We start from the raw sequence: 15,559 nt of genomic DNA, 5'->3' as shown, positions 1-15,559 counted from the left end.
TCGCCTTAAGACAAGCGGCGAGCCGGCGGAGATCTGCCGCCAGCCTTCTGGCTCGACGCATTGAAAGGATAAGTTCCGTGCCGAAAATGATATCCGCTATTCTGCTCTCCGCCGGCCGATCGAGCCGCATGGGGAGGAGCAAGCCGCTTCTCCCCCTCGGAAATAAGCCGGTGGTCCGACACTGCATGGAGACCCTGCTGCAGGGGGGAATGGATGAAGTTATTCTGGTGGTGGGGATCTGCGGCGAGGCGGTGATCGAAGCCGTGGTCGACCTGCCCGCCACCATCGTACGCAACCTGGAGCCTGAAAGCGAAATGGCCGACTCGGTCCGCTGCGGTCTGCAGGCGGTTTCGGACAACAGCGATGCCGTCCTGGTGGCGCTGGTCGATCATCCCCTGGTCAAGCCCGCCACCCTTCGCGCCATCTGTGAGCATTATGCGCGAACCTCGGCCGACATCATCCTCCCCACCTATCGGGGACGCTGCGGTCATCCCACCCTTTTTTCACGGGATGTCCTGGAGGAGATTCGCCTTCTGTCGACCCTGCACGAAATCGTGCGGCGTGAACCGGACCGAGTCAAGACCGTTCCCGTGCAGGATACGGGAGTTCTCATCGACATGGACACCTTGAAGGATTACCAGAAGGTTCTCCAATTCTGGCACCGCCCGCCCGGCCTTGCTCATTCTCTGCAGCGCGTCGGCATCGAATAATAGCCCTTCAAAAAGGAAGCCGCCCCGTATTCGAGGCGGCTCGCCTTTATTTTCTTGAAACTGCCACGACAGCTCAAAACGCGTTCCGATCAACTGCCCCGTGTGATTTTCGACTTTCCCCCGCATCTCCTGCAACCGACTCGCTGTCCGACATGAATCTTCCCCTGCTCAGAACATTTCACCTGTGGATTTACACTTCTCTCTGTTAGAATGAGCTCAATTATGAAAATGGATCGTCTCGATGTCAAATGCGTGAGGCGTGAGGGGACAGGAGTGAGGAGTAAAAGGGTAAAAACATGAACCGTCTGCTTCCCGTCATCTTCATCCTTCTGATCGCCTGGTCCCCCTCGGCCCGGGCCGCCCTCGACCTGCAGCAGCTGATTCGCGAGGTGGAGGACCAGTACGTCGGCCGCTCTTCCCGCGCCCGCATGGACATGGAAGTCAGCACGGAAAACTGGCAGAGGCGCCTCACCATGGAGGCCTGGTCCCTCGGCCGCGACTATTTCCTGGTGCGGATTCTCGAACCCCCTAAGGAGCGCGGCGTCGCCACCCTCAAGGTGAATCAGGAGGTCTGGAATTACCTCCCCAAGGTCGACAGGGTCATCAAAATTCCACCCTCAATGATGGGCGGCTCCTGGATGGGCAGCCACATCACCAACAACGACCTGGTCAAGGCGGCTCACATCGACCGTGATTACTCCTTCTCCCTCCTCGAGGAGACCGACGATCACTGGCGCATCGAGGGACTGCCGAAATCGGAGGCGGCCGTGGTCTGGGGAAAGATCGTCTACCAGATCCGCAAGGCCGACCGGGTTCCTCTGCTGGTGGAATACTTTGACGAGAAGATGATCAAGGTTCGCGATATCCGCTTCGAAGACGTGCGAAAGATCGGCGACAGGACCATCCCCCTGCGGATGACCGTCCGGCCCGTGGACGATCCGCAGGAACGGACGATCCTGCACTATAAAGAGATCGAGTTCGATATCTCCGTCGAGGAGAACTTCTTTTCCCTGGGCAATCTGAAGAGGCGATGAGACGAGGAGATGCTGCTGACTCTTGCCCTGCGCAACATCTGGCGCAACAAACGGCGCTCGCTTCTCACCATCTCGGCGATGGTCGTCTCCTCCTCACTGCTGATCCTGGCGCTGGGGGTCTTTTCCGGGATGCTGCGCGACATGCTCTCCTCAGTGACCGAGCAGTACCACGGCCATGTCGTCGTGATGCGGCAAGGGTACGAGGAAGACCGGGACATGTTCGCCAATTTCTCCCCAGACCCGCAGCTTCTGGAGCGGCTCAAGAAGATGCCCGAGATCGTGGGAGTATCCCCGCGGTTGCGTGGTTTCGGCCTTGTATCCCATGAGGTAAGCAGCTATCCGGCCGAGCTGCTCGGCATCCGACCGGAGGCGGAACGGGAAGTCACCACCCTGGCCGGACACGTCGTCGCCGGCCGTTTTCTCCCCAACGATCCCGGCAACGGGGCGGTCCTCGGCCTTGGACTGGCGAAGAAGCTCGGCGTCGTCCCCGGCGACGAACTGGTCTTCGTCACCCAGGCGGCGGACGGCTCGATCGGCAACGATCTTTTGAGAGTCGCTGGCATTTTCGCGACCGGCGACAGCGGCCACGACAACTCCCTCGTCCTGGTCGGGCTTCCCTGGCTGCAGAGGGTGATGGTCCTCGACGGCAGGGTGCATGAACTGGCTCTGGCCGTGCGCGAGCCGATGCAGGCGGAGGCAGCCGCCAACGACCTGCAGCCCCTGCTTCCGCCGGGGCTTGCCGCCCTCGAATGGGGTCAGCTTCTTCCCGAGATGCGTGAGGTGATCGCCAGTTTCGACGTCTCCCGGATGATCATCGTGGTCATCCTCTATTTCGCCACCGGCCTCGGCATCCTCAATACCTTCTTCATGTCCGTCATGGAACGGACCCGGGAGTTCGGCATCCTGATGGCCATGGGGATGCGGCCCGCACGCATCCGCCTGCTGGTCCTGCTGGAGACGCTGGCCATGGGGGTCCTGTCGCTGGTCCTCGGAGTATTCCTGGGACTTCTGATGAGCCTCTACATGGCCCGGATCGGAATCGACCTCTCCGCCACAATCACCCCGGTCACCTACGCCGGGGGAACGATCCTGCCGCGCCTCGGCGCCGTGCTCGAACCGAGCAACTTCGTCATTCCGGCTCTTCTGCTCCTGGCCGTCTGCCTGCTGGCCGGCTTTCTTCCCGCCAACCGGGCCGCCAAGCTGCAACCGGTCGAGGCGATAAGGGAGGAATAGGTTCAGGGACGAGGGACGAGGGACGGGGGACGAGATAGGGCTCAAGAGCAAATAACAAGTGGCGGATGACAAATGACGAGTGCCTGGAACATTGATCTGCTGCGGCTGGCGTGGAAGAACCTCTGGCGCAACCGGCGGCGCACGCTGATCACCCTGGCGGCGATCAGCATGAGCGTGATGCTGGTGCAGGCCTTTCACAATCTCTCCTTCGGAGTTTACGCCCGGATGGTCGACAGCGGCGTGCGGGCCGGATCGGGGCACATTGCCGTCTACAGAGGCGATTACGTCACCAGCCGTGACGAAAACCTCTCCTATCCTCCCGGGGAGGCGGCCGCCGTCATCGGGGACATCCCCGGCGTCGAGGCTGTCCTCCCCCGGCTTTACCTGCCGGGACTGGCCCAGTCGAGCCGGGAGAGCCGCGGCATCGTTGTCACCGGCGTCGATCCGCGGACCGAGCTGCGGATCAGCCCCTTTCTGGCCGGACTCCCCGCCGACAAAATGATCCGCACGGCCGATAGCCGTGACGCGGTGCTCGGAGCGCGGCTGCTCAGGGAATTGAAGATAGAGGAGGGAAGCAAGTTCGTGATCACCCTGCAGAGCCGCGATGGAGAACTCGTCAACGAACTCTTCCGGGTGCGCGGGGTGATCGATACGGGAATCAGGGAAGTCGATTCTTCGCTGATCATGGTCGGCGGGGAGCGGGCGGCCGCCATGGCCGGCATCCCCGGAGAGGTACACGAGTTGGCGGTGATCCTGCGCCGGGCCGACGACGATGCCGAGGTTTTCCCGGTTATTGCGGACGTGCTGAAAGACAGGCCGGAGCTGCATCCGGTCCCCTGGGAGAAAGCGATGCCGAACCTGGCCAATGCCATCAAGCTCGACTACGCCAGCCAGAAATTCATTTTTGTGGTCATCCTGCTCATCGTCACCATCGGAGTCGTCAACACCCTGCTGATGTCGGTAATGGAGCGCCTGCGCGAATTCGGCGTTATTCTCGCCCTCGGCGCATCAGCCGCGGTGCTTCGCCGCATGGTTCTGGCCGAGGCGCTGGTGCTGGGAGCCGCGGCCATGACTCTGGGATGCATCCTCGGTTCGCTGGCCACCTGGTACCTGGTCGAAGTCGGCATCGATCTGCGGGCCTTCGTCCCCGAAACCCTCGAGTACGGCGGCGTGGTCTTCGATCCGATCCTGCGCGCCGCTTGGGATCTGGCGTGGATGGCACAGATCGCCCTCTACGTCGTCGCCCTCGTTCTCCTCGCCTCCCTTTACCCGGCCGTCAAGGCGGGACGCACCCGCCCGGCCGAAGCGATGAGGCACGTCTGAAAGACGGAGGACGGAAATAGCTTTTCACCATTCACTTCTCAAAAGGGTTTCCCCCATGCCCCTGATCGAGCTTCGCGACGTCACCAAAATCTACCCCTTGGGTCACCAGCAGGTGATCGCCGTCGACGGGCTCTCCCTGAGTGTAGAGCCGGGAGAATTCACGGTACTGGCCGGGCCTTCGGGGAGCGGCAAGACGACGGTTCTTAATCTCATCGGCTGCCTCGACCAGCCCACCGGGGGGGAGATCACCGTCGAAGGCCGCGAGGTCGGACGCAGCACCGTCAAGTCCCTCGCTGACTTCAGGCTGCGCAAGATAGGTTTCATCTTCCAGTCCTACAACCTGATCCCGGTCCTTACCGCCGCGGAGAACGCCGAGTTCACCCTGATGCTTCAGGGGGTAGCCAGGGAGAAGCGGCGGCAGCGGGTCCGGGAGCTCTTTGCCGAACTCGGAATCGCCGGACTGGAAGACCGCCGGCCGAACGACCTCTCCGGCGGACAGCAGCAGAGGGTCGCCGTCGCCAGGGCCATGGCGGCCGAACCGGCAGTCATCCTCGCCGACGAACCGACAGCCAACCTCGATTCGAAAACCGCTGAAGAACTGCTGGCGCTCATGCGCAACCTCAACCGGGAGAAGAAGACCACCTTCATCTTCAGCTCCCATGACACCCTGGTCATCTCCCACGCCCTAAGAGTCGTCCGCCTGCGCGACGGGAAGATGGAATCCGATTCGGGTACTGCGAAATGATTTTGAAAAAAGACGTTCCTCACGCGAAGCCGCGAAGACCGCGAAGAAAACCTGATCTTTTTTTTGATCCCCTTCGCGCCTTCGCGCCTTCGCGTGAGCCATTCATGCCGGTTTTTTTGCTGTCCCTTGCAATCATTATAGCGCCCACCCTTTCCGCCTCAGCCACGGACCTGCAACTCGGCGGGCATCTCAAATCCCTCAACATCCACCTCCAGTCTCCGCCCCGAAGCGGTCTCTCCTCGGGCGAGGTCTCCTCCAACCGCCTGCGCCTGGACGTCAAAGGAAGCGTCTTCGAAGATTCGAACATAGAGCTGTCGGCGGAAAACATCCTCCTCTACTCCGATCCGCCCGGCCTCCTCCCCCTCTTCAGCGCCTCGGTCAACCGCACCCTGGACCTGGAGAAGAACTGGAATGAGGGGGGCCGTTTCCAGGATCAGCTCTTCGTCGATCGCTTCAACCTGCGCATCGAAAAGTATGGCGCCGAATGGACCTTCGGCCGCCAGGCGGTGGGGTTCGGACGCATCGCCATGTTCTCCCCCCTGGACGTCATCGCCCCCTTCCCCCCCGACGCCCTCGACACCGACGTGCGCCCGGGAGTCGATGCCCTGCGGGGGGTACACTATTTCGGACTCGGGGGACAGATCGGCGCCATCGCCGTGTTCGGGGACGAAAAGGAGAACAATTCCTACCTTGCCACCTTCTCTCTGAACACAGGGGGAATCGACCTGATCGCCATCGCGGGTTCCCTGCGGGAGAGGGAGATGGGAGGGTTCGGCCTGGCCGGCAGCCTGGGAGGGCTCGGACTCAAGGGAGAGGTGACTTATTATGAGGGGAAGGAGGTCGGCAAGGCGGGGGGAGATCTTCACGACACCTTTGCCATCGGTGCTGTCGAGACCTGGTACCGCTTCGATAACGGATTGATCCTACTGTCCGAATACCTGTATAACGGCGCCGGAGCAGGTGACCCTGAAGAATACGGCGAATTTCTGATTTCCGCTCCCCTGCGCGAGGGTCTTTCATTTCTTGCGGGCCGCCATTATCTTCTTGCCGGTCCTTCCTACGAAGTCCACCCGCTCCTTACGGTCAGCGGCACGCTCATCTGGAATCTGGAGGACGACTCCTTCTTCCTGCGCCCCCTGGGCGAATACTCTGTCTCCGACAACATGGTTCTGCAGGTGTTCTGGAGCTTCAGCAGAGGAAGAAAGCCGAAGGAAGTGTTCGGCATTCCCGTCCCGCGCAGCGAGTTCGGTTCGGCGGGAGACAGCGGCGGGATTTTTCTGAAATATTTCTTTTAAGTGTGAGAGGTTTTCACCATGGACTGGATAACCCTGATCGGAATCGCGGTGGCGCTGGCCATGGACGCCTTCGCCGTAGCTCTGGGAGCGGGGCTGACTCTGTCTTCCCTGAACGGCAGGCATCTTTTTCGCCTGGGCTTTCACTTCGGCCTCTTTCAGGCCCTGATGCCGATTCTCGGTTGGCTGGCGGGGATGACGGTACAGCGCTGGATTGCCGCCTACGACCACTGGATCGCCTTCGCCCTGCTCGGGTTCGTCGGCGGCAAGATGATATGGGAGGCTTTCCGGGATGAAGGGGAAGAGGCCGCTACGGACCCGACCCGCGGCATGACTCTGGTGATGCTCTCCATCGCCACCAGCATCGACGCACTGGCCGTGGGCTTGTCTCTGGCCATGCTGGGCGTCAGCATCTGGGTGCCGTCGCTGGTCATCGGGGTGGTTGCCTGCGCCTTTACGGTGGCGGGAATGCTCCTCGGACGGCGACTCGGCGCCTCGTGGGAACGGAGGGTGGAAGTCTTCGGCGGGCTGGTGCTGTGCGGTATCGGAATCAAGATCCTGGTCGAGCATACGCTGCTGCGTTGAACTCACCGAATATTCACCACAGAGGCTCATGAGACACAGAGAGTACCGGAAAATCTTTTACCGAATGTTTTGCTTTCTCTGTGGCTCTGTGACTCTTTGGTATTCTTCAGGACTTTGCTGCTGAACCGTCCCCCTGCAGCATCTTGCGGATCTCCCCTTCGATCATGCCGGGTTCGATGCCGAGTCCGTCGAGCAACTGTCCCCAGGTCTTGTTTCCGGCCTGCACCTCGGTGAAAAAAGCGAGGGCGGGGTGGTCCGCTCGCCGAGACAAAAAGAGGGAGATAATCGCTTCGCGGGTCGACGCACCGGTGGTACGAAGCTCCGTCAGAACTTCCGGCGCCACTCTCAGACGGGTGGTCAGCACTTCATCGGCGGCTGCGACTGACAGGGCGGCCTCCGATCCTTTTTCCAGCGCGGCCGTGAACCGGGACCCGAGTTGCTCCCGATCGGGATTGAGCAGGCTCAGCGCTTCAGGCCAGTTCGGCGACTGTTTCCTTGCGTCCACCACCTCGGCATGCGTGCGTCCGCTTCGCTCGGCGACGAAATGACCTATCCACAAATCCTCCTCGGACGTGCCGGACATGCGGGCCTTCACGATCTCCTTTTTATTCATGTCGAAGGCTGCGGCCAGAAAAGAGTTCTGGGTGGTGGCGAGAAAATAGGGATCGGCCGCCCCGGGTCGCGCGGCATCAAAGCTGCGGTCGGTAAAACAGTGGCAGGAGATGGTGGGGGCGGCCAGCGCCGGCGAAGAAAGAACGATAAGAAATACGCACAAAACAACTGACCTCATGGAATACCTCCGCGGGGAAAATGATTTCAGGGCGAAAGCATCCTACCCTCATCTCCCCGGCAACTGTTTGATTCAGATCAAAGCCTTCCCGGTTGACGCCAACGGACGGAGAAAAACTGAACTGGCGATGTCCGGCAGTCGGCGCGTTCACGTTGCGTCATTATACCCGGTCAGCGGGATAAAAGTAAAACCCCCCTCTCGATTTTCAGGCCCCTCCTCTCGTGCTCGACGGGGGACCCAGCGGATCGACATCCCTCCGCGCCTCTTGACAGATTTCCACGGGCCAGTCGAACTGATGGCCGAAGGCTTCCACCTTTACCTCGCCGGCTTTGCAGGCAATGACTTTGCCGGTGTACCTCCACTTCATGTTCTCCACAAACTTCGCGTCTCCACTCTTGACCGCATGACAGAGGAGTTCGAATTCTTCCCGTTTCATGATTTTCTCCCTTCTCCATAAGGTTCGGGTGAAGGACGTTCATTTCCATTATAGCACCGGTGGACGGACGGACCGCTTTCATCCAGCGAGAGGCGCCTGAGTTTCATCCTAAAAATAAGTTAAAATGATTTAAAGGATTCAAACGGAGAAAAGATGTCGGAAGCCCTGAAGAAAACCTTATTTATCTGCCGGCGGGCAGCCTTTCTGCTTCTGCTCCTGTTCCTGGCTTCCCCCGGAAGTCGCTTCGACGCCTCGGCTGCCGAAAACGACAAGGTAATCCTCTATTATTTCTGGGGAACGGGGTGTCCGGTGTGCGAGGAGGCCAAGCCGTTTTTGAGCGGCCTGGCGCAAAGGCATCCGCAACTGGAGATACGCAGCTACGATGTTATGGCAAGCCGGGAGAATCTGGCCGTGTGGATCGAAACGGCGGAGCGCTTCGGAACCCGGCCGGCGGGGGTGCCTTCCTTCTATGTCGGCGAGCGGGCATTCTCGGGATTTTCGCCGGAAATCGCCCGGGAGATCGAAGCGACGGTCTCAGCCAGAGCGACAGAGACCGTTCCCGAAGGGAAAGCAGTCCTCCAGGTTCCCCTGTTCGGCGCGGTCGAACCGGAGGGGCTTTCGCTCCCCCTGTTCACCGTCCTGATCGCCGCTCTCGACAGCTTCAATCCCTGCGCCTTTTTCGTTCTCCTCTTCCTTCTGAGCCTCCTCATCCACGTGCGCTCGCGCCGGCGGATGCTGATGATCGGCGGCACCTTCGTCCTCTGCTCGGGGATCGTCTACTTTCTTTTCATGGCGGCCTGGCTCAACCTCTTTCTGCTCGTCGGGCATCTGCGGGCCATCACGACTGCAGCGGGGACCGTGGCCCTGGTCCTCGGAATCATCAACGCCAAAGACTTCTTCTTTTTCAAGGAGGGCGTCTCCCTGAGCATTCCGGAGGCGGCCAAGCCGAAACTCTTCGCCCGGATGCGCGGCCTCCTCAAGGCTGAATCCCCGGCGACCATGCTCACCGGCGCCCTGATCCTGGCGGTGGCGGCGAACAGCTACGAACTCCTCTGCACCGCCGGCTTCCCCATGGTCTTCACCCGGGTGCTGACCCTGCATTCATTGACGCCGGAACAGTACTATCTCTACCTGGGACTGTACAACCTCGTCTATATCGTTCCCCTTGCGGTGATCGTCGGCGTCTTCACCGTCACCCTCGGCCGCCGCAAGATGAGTGAATGGCAGGGGCGGGTGCTCAAGCTCCTCTCGGGGGTGATGATGGTTTTCCTGGGGGGGGTGCTCCTCATCGAACCGGCCCTTCTCAACAATCCGCTGGCCGCGGCGGGACTGCTCGCGGCCGCCCTGCTGTTGACCGGACTTGTAGCCCTGGCCGCGAAAAGAGGCCTGTCTCGTCATGGAAGAGAGTAGGAACGGTCTTCAGGCTCTGAACTTGGGACCCTGGCCCCGAATCAACACATTGAGCTCGTCGAGCAGAGGGGGGATGCCGTCCCGCTGGGCGATTTCGCATTGCTCATCGAGTACGGCGTTCAGAATGGCTTCGGTGGTCAGGGGATTGGCCAGCACCACGCGGAACACGGTAATGGTGTCGCCGTGATAGCGGGTCGGTGCGAGGCGGGTGCGGGAGACGAAAGATTTGCCCGACTCACGCTGGATCTTCTGGATTATTCTGGTGATCTCATCGAGGAGAGCATTGATCTTATTGACGCGTTCGGGCGGGGCTCCTGAAAGGGCGGCCTGCACCGGGGCCGGGTTGTAGCGGTAGGTGAGAATGTTGAGTTCCGGGGCGGTCACCAGCTCGAAATCAGGGTTGTTTCTGATCAGGTCAGCAAATTGCCGCGCCCGATCGATCCCCTGATCCATCAGCAGCTCATACCCTTTGCGGCCGATGATCGACAGGCCGGCATGGACCAGCATCGCCATCCCGGGGCGCGATCCTTCCAGGGTGTGGCTTCCCAGGTCCTTGGAGCCGCGGCGGATGATGTAGGCGGCATGATGCTCGATATGGGAGAGTGCGGCCGGATCCTTGAACACTACCATCCCGGCCCCCATGGGGACGTAGAGCTGCTTGTGCGCATCGAGGGTGACGGAGTCGGCGCGTTCTATCCCGCGCAGCTTTCCCCTGTGAGTGGAGGAGAAAAGGGTTGGACCTCCCCAGGCGGCATCCACGTGGAAGTGGCATCCCAGTTCGGCGGCGAGATCAGCCATCGCCTCCAGCGGGTCGATGTTCCCGGTCTCGGTCGTCCCTCCGATCCCCACCACGGCCAGAGGCAGGATTCCCTCTCCCCGCAGCCTTTTGCAGTGGCCGCGCAGCTTCTTCATGTCGACCCGGTTGTGTTCGTCGGTTTCCACGGCGATCAGGTTGTCGCGTCCGATTCCAAGCAGATCGGCCGCCTTGCCCAGGGAATAATGGGCGCGCCGGGAGGCCAGAACCGCGAGGCCGTCGCAATCGAGATGCCGCAGAGCCCGGGCCAGACCCTCCCGGGCGATTCCCCGGAAGGACTCCGAGGGCGCGCAGAGCCGGTTGCGGGCGGCCCACAGGGCGGTGATATTGGCCACCGTCCCTCCCGAGCAGAATGCCCCCAGGGCATGCTCGCTGTCATGGATCCACCGACGGTAGAAGCTGTCGTCCTGCTCGAAAACGAGCCGGTGAAGCATGGCAAGCACCTGGCGCTCCAAGGGAGTGAAGGCCTTGGAGGTTTCCACCTTGACCAGATTCTGGTTGAGGGCGATGAGAATCCGGGAGAGGGGGAGCATGAAATACGGAAGGGCCGAGGTCATGTGGCCGATGAAACCCGGGGCGGCGGTATGCACCGACTGTGCGACCAGCTTCTCTTTGAGGAATTCGGTATATTCGGAGACGAAGGTCGGCTCTTCGGGAACCCGAGAATTTTCGAAATCGTGCTCGATCTCCTCGAGGGAGTGCTCGAGGGCGACGATATGTTCCTGCAGGAAGCCGGTCACGTTGTCGGATATAGCTTGGTCGATTCGCCCCAGGGTGGAGTCGGGAGCCTCCGGAACGGTGAAGATCCGATAGAGGTTGCGAAGATTGGCTTTTGCGGTTTCCGGAGACATGATAGTTCGCGAGCTGCCTTTTCGGTAGTAATCTTGAGCCCGTCACGAAACGGACCGATTAAAGAGCCGATTGTTCTGTATACAGTTTTCGACTGTATTCTGTCAAATTCAAATACCCGCGACAGGGAGAAAAGTCAGGATCTTTTGATTTTTTCGGAGTTTCCGTGCGAAAATGGTTGAAAATCGAACCTTAGGCCCGGGTTGACCGATTTCTCTCCGAGGATAGGGTTTTTTACTGTCTGCCAGGTTTTTTCAATGGGCGGAAGCAGGAGAAAACAGGCATGGGTTGCCTACGGAACCTGCACTTCAGGCTTCTTGTTGTGATGATCATCGCGGTACTGCTGAGCGGTTGCGCCTCCGGTCAGAAAGAGCCCCTGTTCATCGCCCCGGATTTCCGGCAGATGGAGATTCACGAGATCGCTCTGCTTCCGGTCACCTTCGAAGAGCGTTACGCCCCCCCCCCCGGCCTCGACCTGGAACAGGAACTCAGGCACAGGGCCGCTTCGGTTCTTGAACAAAAAGGGTATCGGATAAGTCGAGGGTCCGCTCCCGAGAGCGGAGCCGGTGGTTCAGCCGCGGCCATGGCCATCCATGTGGATTTCCTCTTCATCACCGAAACCTATGGCGACATCAATCCTCCGCCGGTCATAGATATCGAGGCCGTCGGAGAACTTGTATCCACATCCTCGGGCGAGGTACTTTGGCGCGGCAGAGGAGTCGGCAAGGTCGGGGGCGTGGGAGGAGGCGGGATAAGTCGTCCGGTCTCGGCACGGCATATCGCCTTGACGGTGCTGGTCGAAAGCCTGTTCGCATCCTTGCCGGAAGCTTCCGAAAGGCGCTGAGGATCGCCCCACTCCGACAGCATCCCCCTCTGATGGCCGCCTTTTCACGATTGAGCATTTCATCCTTCCGGGAATATTATTCCCGGGCGCCGAAAAATTTTCTTCTCCTTGGGGGACAACAGGAGAAAGTATCCCCCCACGATTGTTGAGAGAGCAAAAGTCGCAAGATCGAGCAGCAGCATAAAAAGGGAACTTTTGTCTGCTTCGGCGAAGAGGAGCGCCAGACCGAAGAGCAGGAGGGAGAATCTGAAGAGGGGGAAAACAACCTCCCGGGAAAGATCGGCAAGGGTGACGGAAAGGAGACGGCAGATTTTCCGGGGGAAATACCAGGCGGAAGTGAGGGCTCCGGCGACGAGCGTTCCCAGGGCGACCCCGATCATGCCGATTTCCTGGGCCAGGTAGATCGAAAGGGAGAGATTTACCACGCCTTCGGTCCAGCGGACCAGGGCCAGGCTCTTCAGTTTGAGGAAGGAGGAGAGGAAGGACGAGCAATGATGGGAGACGATCATCTGGAAGACCGCCAGGGCGAAAACCATGGTGATCCCCTGGCCGGCGAAATTGTCCTCTCCGACCCAGAACCGGACGATGTGACGGTTGAACAGCAGGAGGAAGACGGCGAGGGTGAGCCCGAGAGCAAGTAGAACCTTTGTCGACGAGAGGAAGACTTTCTTCAGTTTATCGAATTCCTGACGGCCGATCAGATCCCCGACCCCGGGCATCAGAACACGGTCCATTTCAAATATCTGAGTCCGGCCCAACCCGGCCAGGCGGTAAGTCAGGGCATACACCGTCACCAGCGCGGGCCCGAGGGTGCGTCCTATGACCAGGTAGTCCGTGGCATTGACGAAGAGGACGCCCAGGCTGCTGAGAAACCACCAGAAGCTGAGGGAAAAGATGTTCCTGACCCGATCCCGGCTCACCAGGTCCATCCGGAAGCGGAGGAGCGGAACCTGGATTCTGCCGATCAGATAAAAAAGCAGAAGGGAAACGGAATTGGCCAGGACCGCGGCCAAGGGAAGCGCGAGCAGGCCGAGTCCCGTCTCCAGAAGGCCGACGATGGCCATCGTCTGCAGCAGGTAATTGGCCAGTTCCGTCCACTTCTGGGTGGCGATATGCTGAGTACCGCCGAGAACAGCCTTGAAGGTCCGGATCGGAAAGGAGATGGAAAATCCGACCGCGGCGAGCAGTGCTGTTTTCCAGACCAGATCTGCGGAGCTGGAGGATATCCTGAAAAAACCGGGGACATAAAAAGAGACGGCGGCACCGGCCGCCATGGTCAGTACCGCGACCAGGGTGTGGAGGATGATGGTGTTGGAAAAGACGGTATTGAGCGTTTCGCCGCCTTCCTCGTGCTGGGATCGGGAAATGAGGACCCGTGCCGAGCCGGTAAGTCCCAGATCGAGCATGCCGAAATAACCGGTGACCTGGCCGATGGCGACCCAGATGCCGTAATACTCCTGACCGATATGCCGCAGAACAAAAGGGGTAATGATAAAACCGGTGACCACCGTAAGGGCTCGGGTCACGTAGGAACTTAACACCCCGCGGAAAAACCTGCTGGTACGATTGTCTTTTTCCAATATATGAACTCCGGTCGAAAACGTCCGGTGCGAACCAGGCGGCCATGGATGGTAGCGTGGCCGGCTCGACCAATTGAAACAGGAAGGTAGCTTAATGCAAGGGTCGAGAATCAAGCGGTGGCTGCATCGAAACAATGGTCTGAACGGGTGCGGTTTGAAGGGAAATCACCGGAGGGGAAGAATGAAAAAAAGCAGGTTCGTACGCCTCTGGAGGCAGGACTCAGGCCGCTTCCAGGCGGCGAATGAAGGCTTCGGCTTCGCGAATGGCGACTTCCATCCGGACCAGCCGGTCCACGTCGGCCTCGATCCTTCCCAGCTCAGGGGGCAGGAAGGCGACGGCGCGGCCGTTCAGGTTACAAGAAGGATCATTCCGGTGCGCATGGCCGGCTCCAGGAGTTTTCAGCCAGTATGGCCCCGGGAGGGAAGATGGCAAGTCCGGGTGAAATGTCGGGAGATGCCGGGATTTTTTTACCCGTCGGAAAGAGCGCGCCGCTCCTCCGCCGGAAGACTCTCCACGTACTCGCTCATTCCCCGCAGGGTATTTCCCAGAAAAATGCGCTCGCGGGCATGGATGTCCGGCGGCAGCTGATGGATATTGCGGTAGATCTCATCCCGCTCCAGGAGCCACCTGAAAAGGGCCTCCTCGCGCTTCGACTCATCGACCGAGGCGGTTTCGGCCACCCCCTGGACCCATAGCAGCAGCTGCCTGCGGGCGATCTGGAGGTGGTCGACAGCGTCATCCGCCAGACCGTGGTGAGCGAAGACCATGGTGCGGGGTGCCAGGGCGATCATGCGGTCGAGGGAGTCGAGAGCCACCTCCAGCTCGAAACGCGGTGGGGTGGCGGGTCGTATGTAGATCCCCTCCGGCACTTCGCTGCGGACTCCGGCGACTTCACCGGCGAAGAGCAGGTCCTCCAGGAGAAAACAGAGATGGTGCTGGGCATGGCCGGGCGTGAGGAAGGCGCGCACCCCGGTCTCTCCGATGATGTCCTTAAACCAGATCTTGTCTGCGGGAACGGGGAGGATCTCACCATAAACATCCGTCAGCAGCTTTCCCAGCACCTTGCGCGATCCTTCCCACAGCTTCGCCGGAGCGACCAGGTGGCGGACGCCTTCGGGATGGCAGATCACCCTCGCCTCGGGAAATTCCCGGAGCAGGGCGCCGGTGCCGCCGGCATGGTCGATATGGATGTGGGTCAGAAGGATGTGATCGAGTCGCTCCACCCCCAGGCGGCGCATTTCCTTGACCAGGTGAGGGATGGTGGAGAGGGGGCCCGGGTCGACGAGAAGAGTGAATTTCTCTCCCCGGTAGAGCCAGGAGCTTATGAATCTGCGAAAACCTTCCAGCAAGGGCTGGTTGAGATCGATGCAGGTCAGCCTGTTCAGGTCCAGGGAAGCCTTCCGGCAAGAGGGGGCGGCCGCTTCATGCTCCCGGTCGGAACCGCCGGCAGTTCTCCCAGCCGCGTAGATGCCGAGCATGTAACGATGGGGACCGGGAACCCCGGTCGGCACGAAGGCGACGTCGGCCCCAGGGGGAATGAGACGGTCAAGGCCGTAGACGCGGTGATCGATAAACACCCCCTCGATTTTCTCCAGCGGCAGATCGAGCTCGCGGGCGAGATCCCGTCCCGTACGTCCCTGTTCAGGTATACTGACCTCGGCGACAGAGCTCAGACCTCGTTCCTTGCGAATGGTATGCAGACAGCCGTACATCCGGATGCTGGTCATCAATGGCTCGGGCATCGATTCTTACCTCTCCTTTTTCGCCGTTTCCGGTATTGCCGGACCCGGCTGTCTTATATGGATAATGTCCGACTTTACAGAAACGGCGGAGAGGGGTCAAGAGGTCTTCAGGCTGAGTAATCCAGGGGTGTGTTTCCTGCGCCTTTGGGATTGGGTCGCGGACCCCGCTGA

At 60.3% G+C, this 15,559-nt stretch carries 15 protein-coding genes; 9 read left to right on the top strand and 6 right to left on the bottom strand.

Translation table 11 applies throughout. The features are described 5' to 3' along the window. Nucleotides 1-86 precede the first annotated feature (86 nt). From DTF_RS23510 to DTF_RS0113320, 7 genes are all read left to right on the top strand, one after another. Nucleotides 87-710 carry an NTP transferase domain-containing protein gene (locus DTF_RS23510; RefSeq protein ID WP_226989365.1) on the top strand — a complete coding sequence of 208 codons (624 nt, stop codon included), beginning with the start codon at nucleotides 87-89 and terminating at the stop codon, nucleotides 708-710. Nucleotides 711-1,006: 296 nt separating this feature from the next. Continuing rightward, nucleotides 1,007-1,744 carry an outer membrane lipoprotein-sorting protein gene (locus DTF_RS0113345; protein ID WP_027715724.1) on the top strand — a complete coding sequence of 246 codons (738 nt, stop codon included), beginning with the start codon at nucleotides 1,007-1,009 and terminating at the stop codon, nucleotides 1,742-1,744. A 9-nt stretch (nucleotides 1,745-1,753) separates the two neighbouring features. Further along, the gene (locus DTF_RS0113340; RefSeq protein ID WP_027715723.1) at nucleotides 1,754-2,977 is read left to right on the top strand and encodes an FtsX-like permease family protein; all 1,224 of its coding nucleotides are present in this window, start codon (nucleotides 1,754-1,756) and stop codon (nucleotides 2,975-2,977) included. A gap of 72 nt (nucleotides 2,978-3,049) precedes the next feature. Next, nucleotides 3,050-4,300, top strand: a complete 1,251-nt coding sequence (locus DTF_RS0113335; RefSeq protein WP_226989336.1) for an ABC transporter permease — start codon at nucleotides 3,050-3,052, stop codon at nucleotides 4,298-4,300. A gap of 55 nt (nucleotides 4,301-4,355) precedes the next feature. After that, nucleotides 4,356-5,045, top strand: coding sequence for an ABC transporter ATP-binding protein (locus DTF_RS0113330; RefSeq protein ID WP_027715721.1), 690 nt, complete (start codon nucleotides 4,356-4,358; stop codon nucleotides 5,043-5,045). Nucleotides 5,046-5,149: 104 nt separating this feature from the next. Next, nucleotides 5,150-6,340 (top strand): hypothetical protein, encoded by a 1,191-nt coding sequence (locus tag DTF_RS0113325; protein ID WP_155890819.1) that lies wholly within the window; start codon nucleotides 5,150-5,152, stop codon nucleotides 6,338-6,340. A gap of 18 nt (nucleotides 6,341-6,358) precedes the next feature. Next, a complete protein-coding gene (locus DTF_RS0113320; protein ID WP_027715719.1) occupies nucleotides 6,359-6,922 on the top strand; it encodes a manganese efflux pump MntP family protein in 564 nt (187 codons plus the stop codon). A gap of 106 nt (nucleotides 6,923-7,028) precedes the next feature. Here DTF_RS0113320 and DTF_RS0113315 read toward each other — a convergent pair whose 3' ends face one another. Next, the gene (locus DTF_RS0113315; RefSeq protein ID WP_027715718.1) at nucleotides 7,029-7,712 is read right to left on the bottom strand and encodes a hypothetical protein; all 684 of its coding nucleotides are present in this window, start codon (nucleotides 7,710-7,712) and stop codon (nucleotides 7,029-7,031) included. Between the two features lie 205 nt (nucleotides 7,713-7,917). Then, a complete protein-coding gene (locus tag DTF_RS0113310) occupies nucleotides 7,918-8,148 on the bottom strand; it encodes a hypothetical protein (RefSeq protein ID WP_027715717.1) in 231 nt (76 codons plus the stop codon). 153 nt (nucleotides 8,149-8,301) lie between these two features. Here DTF_RS0113310 and DTF_RS0113305 point away from each other — a divergent pair, with 153 nt between their 5' ends. Further along, complete coding sequence (locus tag DTF_RS0113305) at nucleotides 8,302-9,558, top strand: thioredoxin family protein (protein ID WP_027715716.1); 1,257 nt, start codon at nucleotides 8,302-8,304, stop codon at nucleotides 9,556-9,558. A 9-nt stretch (nucleotides 9,559-9,567) separates the two neighbouring features. Here the strand turns inward: DTF_RS0113305 and panP are convergent, their stop codons facing one another. Beyond that, a complete protein-coding gene (gene panP, locus DTF_RS0113300) occupies nucleotides 9,568-11,223 on the bottom strand; it encodes a pyridoxal-dependent aspartate 1-decarboxylase PanP (protein WP_035057039.1) in 1,656 nt (551 codons plus the stop codon). Nucleotides 11,224-11,504: 281 nt separating this feature from the next. On the opposite strand from panP, the gene DTF_RS0113295 reads away from it, so the two are divergent. Next, a complete protein-coding gene (locus tag DTF_RS0113295; RefSeq protein ID WP_027715714.1) occupies nucleotides 11,505-12,065 on the top strand; it encodes a hypothetical protein in 561 nt (186 codons plus the stop codon). A gap of 59 nt (nucleotides 12,066-12,124) precedes the next feature. Here DTF_RS0113295 and DTF_RS23505 read toward each other — a convergent pair whose 3' ends face one another. The 3 genes from DTF_RS23505 to DTF_RS0113280 all read right to left on the bottom strand — a co-directional run bounded on the left by DTF_RS23505 (nucleotide 12,125) and on the right by DTF_RS0113280 (nucleotide 15,388). Further along, a complete protein-coding gene (locus tag DTF_RS23505) occupies nucleotides 12,125-13,645 on the bottom strand; it encodes a lipopolysaccharide biosynthesis protein (RefSeq protein WP_035057038.1) in 1,521 nt (506 codons plus the stop codon). A gap of 220 nt (nucleotides 13,646-13,865) precedes the next feature. Further along, nucleotides 13,866-14,078, bottom strand: coding sequence for a DUF2959 family protein (locus DTF_RS0113285; RefSeq protein WP_027715713.1), 213 nt, complete (start codon nucleotides 14,076-14,078; stop codon nucleotides 13,866-13,868). 35 nt (nucleotides 14,079-14,113) lie between these two features. Continuing rightward, entirely contained in the window at nucleotides 14,114-15,388 is a 1,275-nt protein-coding gene (locus DTF_RS0113280) for an MBL fold metallo-hydrolase (RefSeq protein WP_304412877.1), read from the bottom strand. Nucleotides 15,389-15,559: the final 171 nt, after the last annotated feature.

It is taken from the genome of Desulfuromonas sp. TF, assembly GCF_000472285.1.
GTDB lineage: Bacteria > Desulfobacterota > Desulfuromonadia > Desulfuromonadales > ATBO01 > ATBO01.
The sequence above is the reverse complement of the archived record's forward strand: the minus strand, read 5'-3'. Positions and strand labels throughout refer to the sequence as shown.

What these genes read in the sequence shown, in the direction of transcription:
- DTF_RS23510 (WP_226989365.1), top strand. Translation starts at nt 87, where the DNA reads ATGATATCCGCTATTCTGCTCTCCGCCGGCCGATCGAGCCGCATGGGG.
- DTF_RS0113345 (WP_027715724.1), top strand. Translation starts at nt 1,007, where the DNA reads ATGAACCGTCTGCTTCCCGTCATCTTCATCCTTCTGATCGCCTGGTCC.
- DTF_RS0113340 (WP_027715723.1), top strand. Translation starts at nt 1,754, where the DNA reads ATGCTGCTGACTCTTGCCCTGCGCAACATCTGGCGCAACAAACGGCGC.
- DTF_RS0113335 (WP_226989336.1), top strand. Translation starts at nt 3,050, where the DNA reads ATGACGAGTGCCTGGAACATTGATCTGCTGCGGCTGGCGTGGAAGAAC.
- DTF_RS0113330 (WP_027715721.1), top strand. Translation starts at nt 4,356, where the DNA reads ATGCCCCTGATCGAGCTTCGCGACGTCACCAAAATCTACCCCTTGGGT.
- DTF_RS0113325 (WP_155890819.1), top strand. Translation starts at nt 5,150, where the DNA reads ATGCCGGTTTTTTTGCTGTCCCTTGCAATCATTATAGCGCCCACCCTT.
- DTF_RS0113320 (WP_027715719.1), top strand. Translation starts at nt 6,359, where the DNA reads ATGGACTGGATAACCCTGATCGGAATCGCGGTGGCGCTGGCCATGGAC.
- DTF_RS0113315 (WP_027715718.1), bottom strand. Translation starts at nt 7,712, where the DNA reads ATGAGGTCAGTTGTTTTGTGCGTATTTCTTATCGTTCTTTCTTCGCCG.
- DTF_RS0113310 (WP_027715717.1), bottom strand. Translation starts at nt 8,148, where the DNA reads ATGAAACGGGAAGAATTCGAACTCCTCTGTCATGCGGTCAAGAGTGGA.
- DTF_RS0113305 (WP_027715716.1), top strand. Translation starts at nt 8,302, where the DNA reads ATGTCGGAAGCCCTGAAGAAAACCTTATTTATCTGCCGGCGGGCAGCC.
- panP (WP_035057039.1), bottom strand. Translation starts at nt 11,223, where the DNA reads ATGTCTCCGGAAACCGCAAAAGCCAATCTTCGCAACCTCTATCGGATC.
- DTF_RS0113295 (WP_027715714.1), top strand. Translation starts at nt 11,505, where the DNA reads ATGGGTTGCCTACGGAACCTGCACTTCAGGCTTCTTGTTGTGATGATC.
- DTF_RS0113280 (WP_304412877.1), bottom strand. Translation starts at nt 15,388, where the DNA reads ATGCCCGAGCCATTGATGACCAGCATCCGGATGTACGGCTGTCTGCAT.